General features: G+C 75.4%; 16 protein-coding genes. 11 read left to right on the top strand and 5 right to left on the bottom strand.

Going from position 1 to position 17,015, the window contains the following annotated elements; all coding sequences use genetic code 11:
- Nucleotides 1–26: 26 nt before the first annotated feature.
- Together ACWDYF_RS20645 and lpdA are read left to right on the top strand one after the other, a co-directional pair.
- Nucleotides 27–917, top strand: a complete 891-nt coding sequence (locus ACWDYF_RS20645; RefSeq protein ID WP_389464890.1) for a DMT family transporter — start codon at nucleotides 27–29, stop codon at nucleotides 915–917.
- 124 nt (nucleotides 918–1,041) lie between these two features.
- Nucleotides 1,042–2,439 (top strand): dihydrolipoyl dehydrogenase, encoded by a 1,398-nt coding sequence (gene lpdA / locus ACWDYF_RS20640; RefSeq protein ID WP_381744390.1) that lies wholly within the window; start codon nucleotides 1,042–1,044, stop codon nucleotides 2,437–2,439.
- A 91-nt stretch (nucleotides 2,440–2,530) separates the two neighbouring features.
- Here the strand turns inward: lpdA and gap are convergent, their stop codons facing one another.
- Both gap and ACWDYF_RS20630 read right to left on the bottom strand, forming a co-directional pair.
- Nucleotides 2,531–3,529 (bottom strand): type I glyceraldehyde-3-phosphate dehydrogenase, encoded by a 999-nt coding sequence (gap, locus tag ACWDYF_RS20635; RefSeq protein WP_389464895.1) that lies wholly within the window; start codon nucleotides 3,527–3,529, stop codon nucleotides 2,531–2,533.
- Nucleotides 3,530–3,687: 158 nt separating this feature from the next.
- A complete protein-coding gene (locus tag ACWDYF_RS20630; protein ID WP_389464898.1) occupies nucleotides 3,688–4,644 on the bottom strand; it encodes a GlxA family transcriptional regulator in 957 nt (318 codons plus the stop codon).
- A 239-nt stretch (nucleotides 4,645–4,883) separates the two neighbouring features.
- Here ACWDYF_RS20630 and ACWDYF_RS20625 point away from each other — a divergent pair, with 239 nt between their 5' ends.
- The 3 genes from ACWDYF_RS20625 to ACWDYF_RS20615 all read left to right on the top strand — a co-directional run bounded on the left by ACWDYF_RS20625 (nucleotide 4,884) and on the right by ACWDYF_RS20615 (nucleotide 7,549).
- Nucleotides 4,884–5,699 (top strand): SAM-dependent methyltransferase, encoded by an 816-nt coding sequence (locus ACWDYF_RS20625; protein WP_389464902.1) that lies wholly within the window; start codon nucleotides 4,884–4,886, stop codon nucleotides 5,697–5,699.
- Nucleotides 5,700–5,924: 225 nt separating this feature from the next.
- A complete protein-coding gene (locus ACWDYF_RS20620) occupies nucleotides 5,925–6,710 on the top strand; it encodes a hypothetical protein (protein WP_451584293.1) in 786 nt (261 codons plus the stop codon).
- Nucleotides 6,711–6,841: 131 nt separating this feature from the next.
- Nucleotides 6,842–7,549: a class F sortase gene (locus ACWDYF_RS20615; protein ID WP_381744395.1), complete on the top strand. Its 708-nt coding sequence runs from the start codon at nucleotides 6,842–6,844 to the stop codon at nucleotides 7,547–7,549.
- Between the two features lie 63 nt (nucleotides 7,550–7,612).
- Here the strand turns inward: ACWDYF_RS20615 and ACWDYF_RS20610 are convergent, their stop codons facing one another.
- Nucleotides 7,613–8,515 (bottom strand): endonuclease/exonuclease/phosphatase family protein, encoded by a 903-nt coding sequence (locus ACWDYF_RS20610; RefSeq protein ID WP_389465124.1) that lies wholly within the window; start codon nucleotides 8,513–8,515, stop codon nucleotides 7,613–7,615.
- A gap of 238 nt (nucleotides 8,516–8,753) precedes the next feature.
- Between ACWDYF_RS20610 and ACWDYF_RS20605 the strand changes: the two genes are divergently transcribed.
- From ACWDYF_RS20605 to ACWDYF_RS20590, 4 genes are all read left to right on the top strand, one after another.
- Nucleotides 8,754–9,725 (top strand): thiopeptide-type bacteriocin biosynthesis protein, encoded by a 972-nt coding sequence (locus ACWDYF_RS20605; protein ID WP_389464910.1) that lies wholly within the window; start codon nucleotides 8,754–8,756, stop codon nucleotides 9,723–9,725.
- 2 nt (nucleotides 9,726–9,727) lie between these two features.
- Nucleotides 9,728–12,391 (top strand): lantibiotic dehydratase, encoded by a 2,664-nt coding sequence (locus ACWDYF_RS20600; RefSeq protein ID WP_389464914.1) that lies wholly within the window; start codon nucleotides 9,728–9,730, stop codon nucleotides 12,389–12,391.
- Between the two features lie 16 nt (nucleotides 12,392–12,407).
- Nucleotides 12,408–12,563, top strand: coding sequence for a hypothetical protein (locus ACWDYF_RS20595; protein WP_381744398.1), 156 nt, complete (start codon nucleotides 12,408–12,410; stop codon nucleotides 12,561–12,563).
- Between the two features lie 62 nt (nucleotides 12,564–12,625).
- On the top strand, nucleotides 12,626–13,813 hold the full coding sequence (locus ACWDYF_RS20590) for a lanthionine synthetase LanC family protein (RefSeq protein WP_389464918.1): 1,188 nt from the start codon (nucleotides 12,626–12,628) through the stop codon (nucleotides 13,811–13,813).
- A 9-nt stretch (nucleotides 13,814–13,822) separates the two neighbouring features.
- Here the strand turns inward: ACWDYF_RS20590 and ACWDYF_RS20585 are convergent, their stop codons facing one another.
- Nucleotides 13,823–14,629, bottom strand: coding sequence for an AraC family transcriptional regulator (locus tag ACWDYF_RS20585; RefSeq protein WP_389464920.1), 807 nt, complete (start codon nucleotides 14,627–14,629; stop codon nucleotides 13,823–13,825).
- 92 nt (nucleotides 14,630–14,721) lie between these two features.
- Between ACWDYF_RS20585 and ACWDYF_RS20580 the strand changes: the two genes are divergently transcribed.
- Complete coding sequence (locus ACWDYF_RS20580; protein WP_389464923.1) at nucleotides 14,722–15,537, top strand: sulfite exporter TauE/SafE family protein; 816 nt, start codon at nucleotides 14,722–14,724, stop codon at nucleotides 15,535–15,537.
- A gap of 13 nt (nucleotides 15,538–15,550) precedes the next feature.
- Here ACWDYF_RS20580 and ACWDYF_RS20575 read toward each other — a convergent pair whose 3' ends face one another.
- A complete protein-coding gene (locus ACWDYF_RS20575) occupies nucleotides 15,551–16,453 on the bottom strand; it encodes a LysR family transcriptional regulator (RefSeq protein ID WP_037890521.1) in 903 nt (300 codons plus the stop codon).
- A 141-nt stretch (nucleotides 16,454–16,594) separates the two neighbouring features.
- Between ACWDYF_RS20575 and ACWDYF_RS20570 the strand changes: the two genes are divergently transcribed.
- Nucleotides 16,595–16,948 carry a DoxX family protein gene (locus ACWDYF_RS20570; RefSeq protein WP_381744402.1) on the top strand — a complete coding sequence of 118 codons (354 nt, stop codon included), beginning with the start codon at nucleotides 16,595–16,597 and terminating at the stop codon, nucleotides 16,946–16,948.
- Nucleotides 16,949–17,015: the final 67 nt, after the last annotated feature.

Genomic DNA, 17,015 nt, shown 5'->3' with positions numbered 1-17,015 from the left:
GCCGCGGAGGCGCGAAGGATGCTCCCATGGGACTCGTCCTGCCCGTGCTCTTCGCACTGCTCGCCGCGGCCGGCAACGCGACCGCCACCGTCGCGCAGCGCCGGGCCGCGCTGACCGTGCCCCGGTCGGCCGGACCCGGACCGCGCCTGCTGCTCGGCCTGCTGCACCGGCCCGTCTGGCTCGCCGGGGTGCTCGCCGTCGTCGCCGCCGGGGTGTGCCAGGCCCTCGCGCTGGCGACCGGCCCGCTCTCGCTGGTGCAGCCGCTGTTCGTGCTGGAACTGCCCCTCACCCTGGTCCTGGCCGCGCTCGCGCACCGCCGCCGCCCGTCGGGCGTGCTGCTGCTGAAGCTGACCGTCGTCGTCGCCGGACTCGCGGTGGCGCTGCTGTGCGCCGCCCCGGCGGGCAACCGCACCCATGTGGCCATCGACCGCTGGCTGCCCGTCCTGGCGGCCTGCGCCGCCGCGGTGGCCGTCCTGGCCGCCGCGGGGACCCGCAGACCGCCCGGCGGGCTCCGCGCCGCCTGCCTCGGCACGGCCACGGCGGTCTGCTTCGCGCTGACGGCGGGTCTGATGAAGACGTCCGTCCACCTCCTCGCGGAGAGCGGCCTCGGCGGGTTCCTCACCGCGTGGCAGACCTACGCCTTCGGCGCGTGCGGACTGGCCGCCGTGCTCCTGCTGCAACACGCCCTCCAGGGCGGTCCCCTGGTCGCCTCCCAGCCCGCCCTGACCCTCGGCGACGCCACCGTGAGCTTCCTGCTCGGCGTGCTGGTCTACGAGGAACACGTACGCGCCGGATGGTGGCTGCTGCCCCAACTGCTCGGCGTCGCGCTGATCGTGGCCGGTGTGCTCGCCCTCGTCGGCGAGGAGGACCGCGCCCCGGACGAGGCCCCGGTCCCGGGCGGGCCGCCGTCCCCGTGACCGCCCGCGTCACCGCCCCCGCGCGCGGCCCCGCCCGGTGCTCCGCGACCCCTCCGGCAGATGTGGCGCGGGCCTCGCCGGGCGTGAGATCGGGCGGCCCCGGCGGGGTACTAGGCTGACGCGCATGACGCACTTTGATGTCCTCGTCCTCGGCGCAGGCCCCGGTGGATACGTCGCCGCCATCCGCGCAGCCCAGCTCGGCAAGTCAGTGGCGGTCGTCGAAGAGAAGTACTGGGGCGGTGTCTGCCTGAACGTGGGATGCATCCCGTCGAAGGCGCTGCTGCGCAACGCCGAGATCGCCCACATCCTCACGCAGGAGAAGAAGACCTTCGGCATCAGCGGTGACGCCACCATGGACTTCGGCGTCACCCACCGGCGCAGCCGCTCCGTGGCCGAGGCCAGCGCCAAGGGCGTGCACTACCTGATGAAGAAGAACAAGATCACCGAGATCGACGGGTGGGGCACGCTCACCGGTCCCAAGTCGGTGGACGTCAGGAGCGCCGACGGCACGACGGCCTCGTACAGCTGCGACAACCTGATCATCGCCACCGGCGCGCAGGTCAGGATGCTGCCCGGGATGCGCAAGAGCGCCAACGTGGTCACCTACGAGGAGCAGATCCTGGACGAGGAGCTGCCGCGCTCCGTCGTCATCGGCGGCTCGGGCGCGATCGGCGTCGAGTTCGCCTATGTGCTGCGCAACTTCGGCGTCGAGGTGACCATCGTCGAGTTCCTCGACCGCATGGTGCCCACCGAGGACGCCGACGTCTCCAAGGAACTGCTGCGCCACTACCGCAAGCTGGGCGTCGAGGTGCTGCTCTCCACCAAGGTGGACTCGGTGGAGGACACCGGCTCCGGCGTACGGGTGACGGTCAGCCCGGCCGCCGGCGGCGAGTCGCGGGTGCTGGAGGCGGACCGGATGCTCGCCGCGTTCGGCTTCGCGCCGCGCGTGGAGGGCTACGGCCTGGAGGCGGCCGGAGTGCGGCTCACCGAGCGCGGCGCCATCGCGGTCGACGCCCGCGGACGCACCAATGTGCAGGGCGTCTACGCCATCGGCGACGTGACCGGCAAGCTGATGCTGGCCCACACCGCCGAGGCCATGGGCGTCGTCGCCGCCGAGACCATCGCCGAGGCCGAGACGCAGGAGATCGACTTCGCGATGATCCCGCGGGCGACCTTCTGCCAGCCGCAGATCGCCTCGTTCGGCTACTCGGAGGCGCAGGCCCGCGAGCTGGGCCACGACGTCAAGGTCGCGCAGTTCCCGTTCTCCGCCAACGGCAAGGCCCGCGGCATGGCCGAGGGCGTGGGCTTCGTCAAGATCGTGGCGGACGCCCGGCACAACGAGATCCTGGGCGCCCACATGATCGGTCCCGAAGTGACCGAACTGCTGCCCGCGCTGACGCTCGCCCAGATGTGGGACCTGACCGCCGACGAGGTCGCCCGCAACGTCTTCGCCCACCCGACGCTGTCGGAGGCGATGAAGGAAGCCGTCGAGGGCATCGCCGGACACATGATCAACCTCTGAGCCCCGGCCGGAGCGCACGCACCCCGCCCCCGGCACCGCGCCTGGCACTCCGCCCCCGGCACCGCGTACACGGTGCCGGGGGCGGACGCGGTCAGCGGCCGGCGAGCAGTTCGAGCGTGTCGATCACCCGGTTGGAGAAGCCCCACTCGTTGTCGTACCAGGCGACGACCTTGACATGGCGGCCGTCGACCCGGGTGAGGGCCGAGTCGAAGATCGAGGAGGCCGGGTTGCCGGTGATGTCCGAGGAGACGAGCGGGTCCTCCGAGTACTCCAGGACACCGGCGAGCGGCCCCTCGGCGGCGGCGCGGTAGGCGGCCAGCACGTCGTCGCGGGTCACCTCGCGGGCGACGGTCGTGTTCAGCTCGACGATCGAGCCCACCGGGACCGGTACGCGGATCGAGTCGCCCGACAGCCTGCCGTCGAGGTTCGGCAGCACCAGCCCGATCGCCTTCGCGGCGCCCGTCGTGGTCGGCACGATGTTGACGCCCGCGGCACGGGCGCGGCGGGCGTCGCGGTGCGGGCCGTCCTGGAGGTTCTGCTCCTGCGTGTAGGCGTGCACCGTCGTCATGAAACCGTGCTCGATGCCGGCGAGTCCGTCGAGCACCGCGGCCAGCGGCGCGAGCGCGTTGGTCGTGCAGGACGCGTTCGAGACGATGGTGTGCCGCTCCGGGTCGTACGCGTCCGTGTTGACCCCGTAGGCGAGGGTGACGTCGGCGCCGTCCGAGGGCGCGCCGACGAGCACCTTGCGGGCACCGGCGTCCAGGTGGGCGCGGGCGGCCGCGGCCGAGGTGAACCGGCCGGTCGCCTCCAGCACCAGATCGACGCCCAGCGCGGCCCAGGGCAGCCGCGCCGGTTCACGCTCGGCGGTCACCGTGATGCGGTGGCCGTCGACGACCAGGGCGTCCCCGTCCACGGTCACCGGACGGCCCAGCCGCCCGGCCGTCGTGTCGAAGGCGAGCAGCCTCGCGAGCGTGGCGGGCTCCGTGAGGTCGTTGACGGCGACGACCTCCAGGGTGCTGTCGCGTTCGAGCAGCGCACGCAGCACATTGCGTCCGATGCGGCCGAATCCGTTGATGGCGATGCGAGTCATGAGTGGCGCCCTTTCGTCCGTCCCGTTCCCCGTCCGCCACCAGATTCGTCGGCGGCGCCCGGCCGGGACAGCGGCGCGAGCGCCATGGTCCGCAAGGATCGTGCCAGCGGCCGGTGCCGGCGGCCGACGGCGGCGGCACCGGCGGGGACCGCGCGGGGTCACTCGCCCCGGGTGAAGGTGCGCCGGTACTCGCTGGGTGTGGTGCCCAGGACCCGCTGGAAGTGCAGGCGCAGATTCGCGCCGGTGCCCAGGCCGACGGCGGCGGCGATCTGCTCGACGCCCAGCTCCGAACGCTCCAGCAGCTCCCGGGCCATGTCGACGCGGGCCCGCACGATCCACTGCATCGGGGTGTACCCGGTGTCCTCGGCGAACCGCCGCGAGAACGTGCGCGGCGAGACCGCGGCGTGCCGGGCCAGCGCCTCCAGCGTCAGCGGCTCGCCCAGCCGGTGCAGCGCCCACTCGCGGGTGGCGGCGAACCGCTCGCCCAGCGGCTCGGGCACGCTGCGCGGTACGTACTGCGCCTGGCCGCCGCTGCGGTAGGGAGCCGCCACCAGCCGTCGCGCCGCGTGGTTGGACGCGGCCACCCCGAGGTCGCCGCGCAGCATGTGCAGGCACAGGTCGATGCCGGAGGCCGCGCCCGCCGAGGTCAGGACGCTGCCCTCGTCGACGAACAGCACGTTCTCGTCGACCCGCACCAGCGGATGCCGTGCGGCGAGCGCCCGTGTGTAGTGCCAGTGCGTCGTGGCCCGTCTGCCGTCGAGCAGTCCCGTGGCGGCCAGCGCGAAGGCGCCCGTGGAGATGGCCGCGAGCCGCGCGCCCCGCCGGTGGGCGGCGACCAGGGCGTCCACCACCGGTTCTGGCGGGTCGTCGCGGTCCGGGAACCGGTAGCCGGGGACGAACACGACGTCGGCCCACGCGAGCGCGTCCAGACCGTGGGCGACGTGGTACGACAGACCGTCACCTCCGGTCACGAGCCCGGGAGCCGCGCCGCACACACGTACCTCGTACGGCATGCTGGCGCGGGTGGTGAACACCTGCGCGGGGATGCCGACATCGAGCGGCTTCGCGCCGTCGAGCACGAGGACGGCGACACGGCGCAGACGGGAGGCGGACACAGGCCACAGCGTACGGGGCACCTCGGCGCGGGCGGCCCCGGGCACCGCCGGGCGGGTGTGCGCCGCCGGACGGGTGTGTACACCCGCCCCGGGGCCGCGAGCGCGTCCGGGTACGGCCCGGCCGGGCGCGGGGCGGGCCCGTGCCGCCGGTGAACTGGTGTGCCCGCCCGGGTGGTTGACGCGTACCTTGGGCTGCGCACGGCGCCACACGCGAGAACGCACACGGACGGACGGTATCCATGACCCACCCCGCGAACACTTCCGGATCCGCGGCACACCCCAGGATCGACACCTCCGTGCCGCACTCGGCGCGGATCTGGAACTACTGGCTGGGCGGCAAGGACAACTACCCCGTCGACGAGGAGGCCGGCGACGCCTACACGGCGGTCTTCCCGGGCATCGTCACCATCGCCCGCAGCAGCCGCGCCTTCCTGCGGCGCACCATCACCCATCTGGTCGCGGAGGCGGGCATCCGGCAGTTCCTCGACGTCGGGACCGGCCTGCCGACGGCCGACAACACCCACGAGGTCGCCCAGCGGATCGCCCCCGAGGCACGGATCGTCTACGTCGACAACGACCCGATGATCCTGGCGCACGCCCGCGCCCTGCTGTACTCCACGCCCGAGGGCGCGACCGCCTACATCGACGCCGATGTGCTGGACACGGACCGGATCCTCGCCCAGGCGGCCCGGACGCTGGACCTCACCCGGCCCACGGCCCTGATCCTGAGCAACATCCTGGGGCACGTCCCCGACCACGGGCAGGCGCGCGGGATCGTCACCCGTCTGATGGACGCGCTGCCCTCCGGCAGCCACCTGTCCGTCAACGACGGTTCGCTGGGCGTCGATCCGGTCTTCGAGCGGGCGCAGCAGTCCTACAACGAGAGCGGCGCCGCCCCGTACGTGCTGCGCACCGTCGAGGAGATCACGGCCTACTTCGACGGGCTGGACCTGCTGGAGCCCGGGGTGGTTCCCGTCCCGCTGTGGCGTCCGGAGCCCGCGGACGCGACCCCGGAGCCCATCGCCGAGCACGGCGGTCTCGCGCGCAAGCCGTGACCCGCCCGGGGGACGCGGCGGGGCCCCGGCAGATGACCGGGGCTCACCTGCGCGCACGGTGTGCGGGGTTCCCCCGCGTGGCCGCGCCGAAGGGCCGTCAGGTAGTCCGAATGCGGCGCTCCGATGGTGCGGACCGCGCATCCCGCTGACAGTGATCACGTCGCACCTGCGATCCCGAAGAGCGGGCGTGGTGCCTGTTCTCGCAGTCGCGACGGAAGGATCACCATGCGTATCTCCCGTACTCTGTTCGTCTCGGCGGCGATCGCGTCCGCCGTCGCGTTCTCGGCCCCCGCCGCCGGCGCTCTGGGCATCACCGCCCTCGCGCCCGCGCAGGCCACCGTCGTCCACGGTGACGACTCCGACGACCACGGCAGTGACCGCGGTTCCAAGGGTGACGACGACCACGGCAGCGACCGTGGTGGCGACCGCGGTGGTGACCGTGGTGGCGACCGTGGCGGTGACCGCGGTGGCGACCGTGGTGGCAAGCCGCACGGTGGTGTGCACGCCGGTGGCGGTGCGCTGGCGATGGCCACCACCGGTGACGACTCGGACGACCACGGCAGTGACCGCGGTTCCAAGGGTGACGACGACCACGGCAGCGACCGCGGCGGTGACCGTGGTGGCGACCGGGGTGGCGACCGCGGTGGCGACCGTGGTGGCAAGCCGCACGGTGGTGTGCACGCCGGTGGCGGTGCGCTGGCGATGGCCACCACCGGTGACGACTCGGACGACCACGGCAGTGACCGCGGTTCCAAGGGTGACGACGACCACGGCAGCGACCGCGGCGGTGACCGTGGTGGCGACCGCGGTGGTGACCGGGGTGGCGACCGTGGCGGTGACCGCGGTGGCGACCGTGGTGGCAAGCCGCACGGTGGTGTGCACGCCGGTGGCGGCGGCCTGGCCCAGGACACCAACACCATGGGGCTGGGTGCCGCGCTCGTGCTCGGCGGTGTCGGCGCGGGTGCCTACATGCTGCGGCGCCGCAAGGCGTCGGGCACGACCGTGGCCTGAACAGATCCCTGTTCTCCGTCGGTGCGCCGCCGCGGCCCGTGTCCCTCCCCGTGAGGAACGCGCGGGCCGCGGCGGCGGCGCCACCCGCGCCACGCGGGACCCGCACCACCTCTTGACGAAAGGCACCGTCCATGGCTATCCAGCGTCCGCCCCAGCCGGACCGGTCCGGGACAGAGACCGCACCACCGCGTGCCCGGCTGCGCCTGCTGTGGCCCGTGGCAGCGGTCGGGTTCGGACTGGTGCTCATCCACCAGTCCCTGGGTGCCGCCCCGGTGACCAGCCTGCGGCAGCCGGACAGGCCCGCGGCGATCGCCTCCCGGGCGCCCTCGGCCGCACAGCCGGAGCCGTCCACCGGGACCGACGACGGAGCACTGCCCCGCTCGGCCCCCACCCGGATCTCCATTCCGGAGATCTCCGTGGACGCGCCGTTCACCAAGCTGTCCCTCGACGCGAGCGGCCAGCTGGCGCCGCCCCCCGCCGATGACACCAACCTCGTCGGCTGGTACCAGGGCGGAGCCGCGCCCGGCGAGCGCGGCGCGTCGATCGTGGTCGGCCACGTCGACACCACCACCGGCCCCGCGGTCTTCGTCGGCCTCGACGCCCTCAAGGCCGGTGACCACGTCGACATCACCCGCGAGGACGGCATCGTCGCCCGGTTCGCCGTCGACGCGGTGGACACCTTCAGCAAGGCGAGCTTCCCCGACGACGAGGTGTACGCCGACACCCCGACGCCCGAACTGCGGCTGATCACCTGCGGCGGCACCTTCAACCGCACCAGCAAGGACTACGAGTCCAACGTGGTCGTCTTCGCCCACCTCGAATCCAGCTCGCAGTCCTGAGCGGTGGCCCGCGGGCGGCCCCTCCCGCGCGGCGGCCCCTGAGCGGCGTCCGGCCCGCGCCGCTCAGGGGCGCGGGCGCCGCAGGAGCAGATCGGCGACGACCGGCCGGTGGTCCGAGGCCGTGGTGACCGCCTCGCGGACCCCGGCCACCGCGACCTCGGGGGAGACGGCCACGACATCGATCCGCCGGTCGGGAGCGCCCGCCGGATAGGTCCTGCCGCCCTGCGGGGCGGCGTCGGCCAGCGGCCCCCACAGCCGGGCCAGTTCGGGCGCGCCGGGCTCCGCGTTGAAGTCCCCGACCAGCACCTTCGGGCCCGCGTCCGCGGCCAGCACGGCGAGGGTGTCGTCGACCTGGGCGCGCCGCACGGACGGATCGGCGCGGTAGTCGAGATGGGTCGTGTACACGTGCACGAGGACGCCCCGGACCCGTACGGCCACCTCCGCGAAGCCCGGCGCGGGCTCCGGCACCGGGTCCGGCGTCTGGGTGGAGAGCCGGGTGATGTCGTGGTTCTCGGCGCTCACCAGCGGCAGGCGGCTGAGCACCGCGACACCGAACCGCCGCCGCGCCGTGTGCCCCGGGTCGGCGGGCAGGTCGTAGATGGGCGCGAAGAACACCCGCATGCGCAGCCGCCGGGCCAGTTCGCGCGCCTCGTCGGTGTACGCGCTGCGCTCGCCCCAGCGCACGTCGACCTCCTGAAGGCCGATCACATCGGCGTGCAGCGCGCCGATCGCCCGCGCGGTGCGGTCGAGGTCGAGGACGCCGTCCTCGCCCGCGCCGGCGTGGATGTTGTAGGTGGCCACCCGCAACGGCACCGGCGGGGCGCCGTGCGGCACCGCGGTCTGCGGCGCCCCGGTCTGCGGGCGCGCCGCGGCGGCGCCGGGGGAGGCCGCCGCGAGCGTGGCCGCGGCGGTGAGCGCCAGGGCGGCCAGAACGCCGCGGACGGTGGGTCGGGCGGTGCCTGTCACACGAGTCACACGGTCCTCCGGGTGAGAGAGCGGTGCTACGGACGAGCCCCGGGATCCGGCCGGTGCGCCTGGGCGGGCGGCGCCGGTGGGCCCCCGGCGCACCCGACTGTAATGGGTGGGGCTGAACGTACGCTCGCGCACTTCTGTTGATGATATGAAGAAGTCTGATCAGGCTTTGTCGTCCGCGCGGTCCGGACATCACAAGGGTGGATTTCCGTCCCTTGCGAGGTGAGACCGCATGGTGCAGGTCGAACGACTGCTGGCCGACTGCCTGGACGACGCGCGCACCGCCCCCATGGGCACCGTCCCGCTGGACCCCGAGGACGCCGGTTACACCGCGGCCCGCCGGACCTTCCTGACCGCGGGACTGCACGCCCTGCGCGCCCACGCGCCCGAGGCGGCCTGGGTCCAGCTCAACGTCCGCGCCGAGCCGGCCGGCTGGCCCCGCCTGTACCGGCGCCTCGCCCGGACCGCCGGCGACCTGCTCGGCACCGGACCCGCCCGCGACTTCTTCTTCATGCACAAACCGCCCGGACTGCGCGTCAGGTTCCGCGCCGCGCACCCCTCCCGGGCCGGGGAACTGCGCACCGCCCTCACCCGCCGCCTGGACCCGGCGACCGCGGACGCGCCTTGGACCCGGCCGGTCGCCGAGGTGTACGAACCGGAGACGTACCTCTTCGGCGGCCCCCGCTCCATGCCCCATGTGCACGCCCTGTTCACCGCCGACTCGCTGGCCTGGCTGGACGCCCACACCGCCGCCGACGGGCCCGCGCCCGCGGACTGGCGGATCTCCCTGACACTGCTGGGCGCCGTCTTCGAGGGCCTCGGCATCGTCGGCTGGGAGCACCGAGGGGTCTGGCAGGCGGTCCGGGAGGAGACCGGGCGCCGCCTGCCCGGCGGCCTCGACGAGCCGGACCGCCGCCGCGCCGCCGACGGCATCCGCGCGTACTGGGAGCAGGACCCCGCATCCCGCCTCGCCGCCCTGCCGAAGGACTGGCGGGATCTGCTCGGTCCGCACACCGAGGAGGTGCGGCGGGCCGCCGAGCGCTGGCGCACCCACTACTTCGCCTCCGGCGCGGCCACCGTCGGCCCCCGCCGCGCCGCCGCCCACCACGTCATCTTCCACTGGAACCGCGGCCGGCTCTCCACCGCACGGCAGTGCCTGCTCACGGAGGCGCTCGCCGCCGACGGCCACGACGGGACGGACTGACCATGGGCCGGCCGACGGCGCGGATCCCCGCGCCGACCGACACCGCCGGGCAGGCGCTCGGGAACACCGCGCTGCTGCGCGTCGCCGGAATGCCCTGCGACGCCTGGACCGCGGGCGCCGCCCCCCACCTGTTCGACGCCGTGCTGCGGCACACCGACACCGCCGAACGGCTCGCCGAGCAGGCCCGCGTGCTGGCCGACCGGCTGGGCGAGGAGGCCGTGCCCCACCCCGCGCTGCGGGCCGCCGAACGCGGTGCCGTCCTCGCCCTGCGGCGGCGGCTGCACTCCGGCCTCCCGCCGCGCCCCGCTGACCACCTGCTGCTGCGCGGCTCGGCCGCCGTCCCCGCCCCGCTCGCCGCAGCGGTCCACGACCTGCTGCGCCGCACCGAGGCGGCCGACGAGACCCTGGCCGCACTGCGGCGGGAGATCGCGGACGAACAGGAACGCCTCGCCACCTGGGCCTGGCGGACCGCGAGCGACAGCCCGTTCCTGCGGGCCTTCCTGGACAGCGCCGCGCCCGGACTCGCCGACGACGTACGGCGCCGGCTCGCCGCGGGCGACACCTGGTCGAGCAGGCGGCTGCGCAAGCGCGCCGCCTACCTGTGGCGGGCCATGGGCCGGGCCGCGGCGAAGACCACACCGCGCGGCTGGGCCGGGCAGATCGCCGCGCTCCCGGTCACCGCGGGCGACGGCGGCGGCCCGCTGCTGCTGCCCCCCGGGGCCGCCCTCGGCGCCCTCGCCGCCGTGGCCGTGGAGAACGTCCACCTGGTCCGCACCCGCCCGGCCCCCACCGAACTGCGCACCGCGCCCGCCACGCTGCTGCTGACCCCCGCCCCCCTGCACTTCACCGAACCGCCCACCGCCGCCCCCGGCAGCACCCCCGGCCAGGTCCGCTGCTACGTCGTCGACCCCCGCGAACCGGGACGGCTGCGGCAGATCGTGCTGCGCCGCACCCGCGCCCTGGAAGGCGTCCTCGCCGTCCTCGCCGACGGCCCCCGCCCCCTCGGCGACCTCGAAGCGGCCCTGGCGACCGCCGCCGCACCGCCCGGCTCACCGCCGATGGCCTCCACCGAGGTGCTGCGCGGCTTCCTCCAGCACCTGCTCGCCCTCGGCGTCCTCCAGATCTGCCGGGCGCCCCGCCGCCACTGCGCCGACTGGATCCCGGCCGCCGCCGTCACCACCGGGGCACCCCTGCCCCGTACCCCCGCGAACACCCCGGGCGCCACGGACACCGGCCACTGGTTCCTCGACTCCTACCGCAGGCCGCACCCGCGCACCCGCGTCCCCGGAGCCGCGGCCGCGCGCGTGCGCGACGGCCTGCGGACCGCGGCCCGTATCGCCGCCCTGCGCGCCGCCGACAGCCCGCCGGACCCGCCCGCCCGGCGCCCCGAGTTCGCCGGACTCACCGAACAGCCCCGCCCGGTCAGCGAGTTCCTCGCCGAACGGCTGCCCGCCGAACAGCCGCGGCCCGCACCGCGCCACCCCACCGGCTGGGCCCCCGCCCACGACCCCGCCGGCCCCTACGCCCGCCTCCTCGACCGGCTGGACGCCGCCGCCCGCTCCGGCGCCGCCCAGGTCTCGGTGGACGACGCCCTCCTCGACGAACTGGGCGCCCCCGCGGCCGAGTCCGCACTGCCCTGCTGGCCGGTCGACTGCCTGCTGCGCCCGCTCGCCGCCCACGGGGGACGCGGACCGGTTGCCGTGCTGGAGACCGCCTCGGCCGCCGGAGTGCTCGACGCCCGGTTCGCCGACGGCCTGCGCGCCCTCTACGGCGGCTACGGCAACAGCGACGCCTACCGCGACTTCCTGGCCGCCGTGGAGCGCCGCACCGGCGTCCGCTTCGTCGACCTGCTCGTGCCCCCGCTCAACGAGCGCTCAGCCAACGCCGTACGCCGCCCCGTCACCACCCGCTGGTGGACCGGCGACCCGGACCCCACCCCCTACTACGGGCCGCTCACCCGGCACGCCCGGTACCTTCCGCTGGACCGCATCAGCCTGCGCCGGGACGGCCGGCGGATCGTCGCCGAGGCGGACGGCCGCCGCATCGTCCCCGTCTACCACGCCACCCGCTCACCCGCCCCGCCCTACGACACCCTCGTGCGGCTGCTGCTCGCCGCGAGCCATCCCGCCGCCTCCTATCTGCTGCGCCTGGACGCCCTGGACGCGGCGCTGCCCGACCGGCCCGTACTGCCGCGGCTGACCGCCGGGGACGACCTCGTCCTCGCCCCGGCCACCTGGCGTGTCGACCGCTCGCGCCTGTGGCAGCCGGGCGACGACCCGCTCACCAAGGTGCGCGCCCTCGCCCTGCTGCGGCGCGGCGCCGGACTGCCCCGGCACGCGTTCGTCCGCACCGCGCCCGGCGCCAAACCGGTGCCCGTGGACCTCGCCTCACTGACCGCGCTGCATCTCCTGGAACGGCTGTGCGCCCAGCAGGCGGGCGCCTCCCTGCTCGTGGAGGAGATGCTCCCGGCCCCCGACGGCCTGCTGCTGCGCGACCCGGTGCACGGCGGCGCGGCCGTCGCCGCGCAGGTGCTGCTGCGGCTGCCGCACGACCTGAGCGCCGGCCGGCTCGCCGAGTCCGCCGCCCGCACACTCGCCGGCCGCGACCGGCACGACGTCCCCGGCCCGCCCGCCAGGCGGTCCGCCGGGGCGGCCATCACCCGATGAGAGAAGGGAAAGTCCCATGCCCCACACCGAACTCACCGAACTCGACGCCCTCATCAGCGACCTCGACGAGCGGATCAGCGACAGCGACCTGCCGTCGGCCGCCGCCTCGACCGCCGGTTGCAGCGGCCTGTGCACGATCATCGTCTGTGCCACGGTCGTCATCTGTGCCTGACCGCACCCAGGAGCCGCCCGCCGAGGCGGGCGGCTCCGCCCGGCGCATCCCGAAGGAGCCCGATGGCGTCCGAGACCCTCCCGCCGGCCACCGTCCGCGAACAGGCGCGGGCCCACGCCGTCCGCTGCCTGAAGGAGTGGACCGCGGCGCCCGGCGGCACCGCGCACCCCGGCGACCCCGGAATCCCCGTACTGGCGGGACTCGTCGCGGAGAACCCCCGCGACGGCGACACCGCCCGTGCCGCGGTGGCCGTCTGGGCACGCACCGCCGGACGGGGCCCGGCCCACCCCGCCCTGCACGACGGCGGCCTCGCCGGAACCCTCGTAGGACTGCGTCTGGGCGCCCGCCTGCATCCGGCCCTCGACCAGGTCGCCGACCGGCTCGCCGCCCATCTGGGCACCCGGCTGCCCGCGTACCGCACCCATGACGTCGCCTTCCCCGACTACGACCTGATCTCCGGACCCGCCGGAACGCTCCTCGCGCTGTGCGCGGGCCCGCCGCGGCCCGCCGCGCTGCGCCCGCTCGCCGCGCACCTCGCCCTCCTGTGCGACGAGAGCGAACTGCCCCGGCTGCGCGCCGGACAGTACGAGGGGCACCCCCATCTCGCCTGGACGCAGGGCCGGATCAACACCGGCATGGGGCACGGCGTCGCCGGTGTGGTCACGGCGCTCACCGCCGCCGTGCGCCGTCTGGCCCCGGACCCGGCGCTCACCGCCGCGCTCACCCGGGCCGCCGCCTGGCTCGTCCGCCAGGCCCACGACGACGAACGCGGCATCCGCACCTGGCCGGAGGCCGGGCCCGACTCGTCGCCGTCGCCCGCCGCCCGGCCCCGCCAGGCGTGGTGCTACGGCACACCCGGCGCGGCCTGGGCCCTGTGGGACGCGGCCGACGCCCTGGACGACCCGGTGACCGCCGACTGGGCCCTGGCCGCCTTCCGCACGCTCACCGACCACTACGACGAGGACTTCCACCTCTTCGGCGGGACACCCGCCGACCGCCTCGGCCTGTGCCACGGCGCCGCCGGCGTGCTGTGCGTCGCCGACGCCCTGCACCGGCACGCCGGGCTGCCGGCCGCCGGGGCGCTCGCGGAACGCCTCGTCCGCCATCTGGCCGCCCGGCTGCCCGACGGCCCGTACGACCCGTGGCCGGCCGACCTGCTGGGCGGCCTGCCGGGCGTGCTGAGCGCCCTGCTCACCGCCACCGGCCCGGCCGCCTCCCGCGCCTGGCTGCCCTGCCTGGGCCTGCGCTGACCGCCCGTGTCAGGGGTGCGGTCCGCCCCGGTGGGGGAGCGTGCCGCGCGGCGGCCGGGCCAGGTAGGCGGAGGGGGCGCGGCCCAGCAGCCCCCGGAAGGCCGCCGTGAACGCCGCGGGGTTCTCGTACCCGAGCGAGACCGCGACCCGGGTCACCGGGGTGCCCGCGGCCAGCGCGTGCACCGAGCGCAGGACGCACGCCCGCTGCCGCCACTGCGCGAAGCTCAGCCCGGTGCCGCGCCGGAAGAGCCGGCCCAGGGTGCGTTCGCTGATGCTGAGGGCCGCCGCCCAGCGGGCGGGCGGATCATGGATGTCCGGGGCCCGCAGGAACGCCTCGCACAGCCGCCGCAGCCCCGGATCGGCGGGCAGCGGCACATCGAGGGGGAGCGGGGTCACCGTCCGCAGCTCGTGCAGGACCAGGTCGACGACGGCCGCGTCCCGGCCGTGCGCCGGATAGCGCGGCGCCATGTCGACGGCCGCGAGGAGCAGCGCCCGCAGCAGCGCGGACACCTCCACCACCCGGCAGCGGTCCGGGAACCACGGGGCGGCGGCGGGCTCGATGTACAGACTGCGGGTGCTGACCCCCGTCATCGTGACCTGGTGGGGCACCCGCGGCGGGACGAGGACCGCGCGGGCCGTGGGCACCGTCCAGGCGCCGTCGTCCGTCTCGACCTCCATCACCCCGGTGGCCGCGTACAGCACCTGGGCACGCCGGTGCTCGTGCCGGGGCAGCAGATGCCCGTACGGGTAGTCGGTGCCGATGGCGAGCACCGCGCGGTCCAGGGCGTCCACCTCGTCGACCGGTACGTTGCGCACCCGGCCACCCTACGCCGGACTGTCGGCTGCGCGTAAGGATGTGGCGAACAGTCGATTGCCCGCCACACCGGCCGCTCCGTAGCGTCGTCACGGTGTTCACTCTGTCCTCGTTCCTGACGCTCCTCCTGTTCGGCTGCCTGACCGGCGTCACCACGGTGCTCTTCGGCTTCGGCGGCGGCTTCGTCACCGTCCCCGTCGTCTACGGGGTCCTCGGCGCGACCGCGCACGACGGCTCCGCCGACGCCATGCACGTGGCGATCGCCACCTCGACGGCCGTCATGGTGGTCAACGCCGTCTCCGCGACCGCGGCCCAGCACCGGGCCGGGCGGATCCGCCGGGAGTACGTGTGGCCGCTGGCCGGCTACGTCCTGCTGGGCGCCGCGCTCGGCTCCCTGGTGGCGACCCGGCTCGGCGACACCCTGCTGCGTGTGCTGTTCGCCGGGTACCTGCTGGTCACCATCGCGGACAGCGTGCTGCGCAAGGGATTCCTCGCCGTCGGCGGCGACGGCGGGCCGCGCCCGCTGGGGCGGTTCACGACGACACTCGGCGGGGTCGGCATCGGCACCGTCGCCGCGAGTCTCGGCGTCGGCGGCAGCGTCATGACGGTCCCGCTGCTGCGCCGCCGCGGACTGCCCATGGCCACCGCCACCGCGCTCGCCAACCCGCTCAGCGTCCCCGTCGCCCTCGCGGGCACGCTCGTCTACGCGCTGGCGCCCGCGGCCCCCGCGCACACCGGCCGCGTGGGCTACGTCGACCTCGTCGCGTGCGCCGCGCTGCTGTGCGGCTCGCTGCCCACCATCGCGGTGGCCAGGCGGCTCGGCGCCCGCGTCCCCGACCGGATCCACTCCGTCGCCTATGTCGCGCTGCTCGTCCTCGTACTGGCCGTGACGGTGGCGGGCGGGCTGTGACGGTGCCGGAGCCTCACGCGCCGGAGGGCTCGCGGTGCGCGAGACAGCAGCGTACGAAGTCCCGCACCACCGGGTCCGCGTCGGCCGCCGGGGACCAGGCGACCCCGACCCGGGTCGGACTCACCCCGTCGACCGGTCGGTAGACCACGCCGGGCCGGGCGTAGAAGCGCGCCGCCGACGCCGGGGCGAGGGCGACGCCGTACCCGTTGGCGATGGCGCTCAGCCAGTCGTCGGGCTGGTCGGTGACCGCGCCGATGCGCACCGGACGGCCCGCCCGCTCGTCCGACGCCAGCCACAGCTCACGCCATACGCCGGTGGCGGCGGGCGCGGCGACGAACGGCTCGTCCCACAGGTCCGCGAAGGCGATCCGCTCGCGCCCCGCCAGCGGATGCGCGGCGGGCAGCGCCACCCAGCGGGGCTCGGTCAGCAACTCCCGTGTGCGGAAGGCGTCCTGGCCGGGGAACGGCAGCCGCAGCAGCGCGGCGTCCACCTCGGCCTGGGCGAGCCCCGCGGTCGGGTCGGACCACGACGCCTGGCGCATCTCGACCCGCCAGCCCGGCCTGCGGCGGCCGAGGTCGGCGATGATGGCGGGCGTGGCCTCGTTGGCGGCGCTGGCCAGGAAGCCCACGCGCAGCACCCGCCGCGCCCGGTCCGCCGTGCTCTTCGTCTGCCGCAGCGCCCGGTCCCAGGCCGCCAGCACGGCCGGTGCCTCCCGGGCCAGCTCCCGCCCCGGCGCGGTCAGGGTCATGCCCTCCCGGGAGCGCTCGAAGAGCGTGGTGCGCAGAACGGTCTCCAACTGCTTGATCTGCTTGGTGAGGGCGGGCTGCGACACGAACAGCCGCTGGGCGGCCCGGGTGAGCGTCCCCTCCTCGGCCACCGTCACGAACGTCCGCAGCAGCCGGGTGTCGATGTCCATGCCCATACGTTATAGACGCAGGTATTGGACGCAACCGGGGGCCGCGCAAGACGCTGGACACGCCGACGGGACCAGGTCCGCGCACTCCCGCTCCGCCCGTCGCGCCGTCCCGTCCACCGAGCCCGAACGGTTGCCCTCGCCATGTCCACCACATATGCCGTCATCGCCGCCCTGACCATCGCCGCCAACGCCGGTGTCGCCGCCGCCGACCTCGCGGGCGCGCGGTTCGTCCGCGCCAACGCGGCCGAGGTCGGTGTGCGGCCGCCCTGGATCCCGGTGCTCGCCGCGCTCAAGGCCGCCGGAGCGCTCGGGCTGCTCGCCGGACTCCTGGGCCTGTGGCACCTGGACGTCGCGGCGGCGGCCGGTCTGGTGCTCTTCTACGCCGGAGCCGTCGCGGTGCACCTCCGCACCCGGGTCCTGCACAACATCGCCTTCCCGAGCGCCTTCCTGGCGCTCGCGGCCGTGTGCTGCGCGCTCGCGGTGGCCGGCGTCTGACACCCCGGCCGCGCGGCGCCGCGGCCGCCCGCTCCACCGGTTCACCGGTTCACCGGTTCACCGGAGC

It is taken from the genome of Streptomyces sp. NPDC003284 (assembly GCF_053589675.1).
Note: the sequence above shows the minus strand (reverse complement) of the source record. Positions and strands in the feature narration are given on the sequence as shown.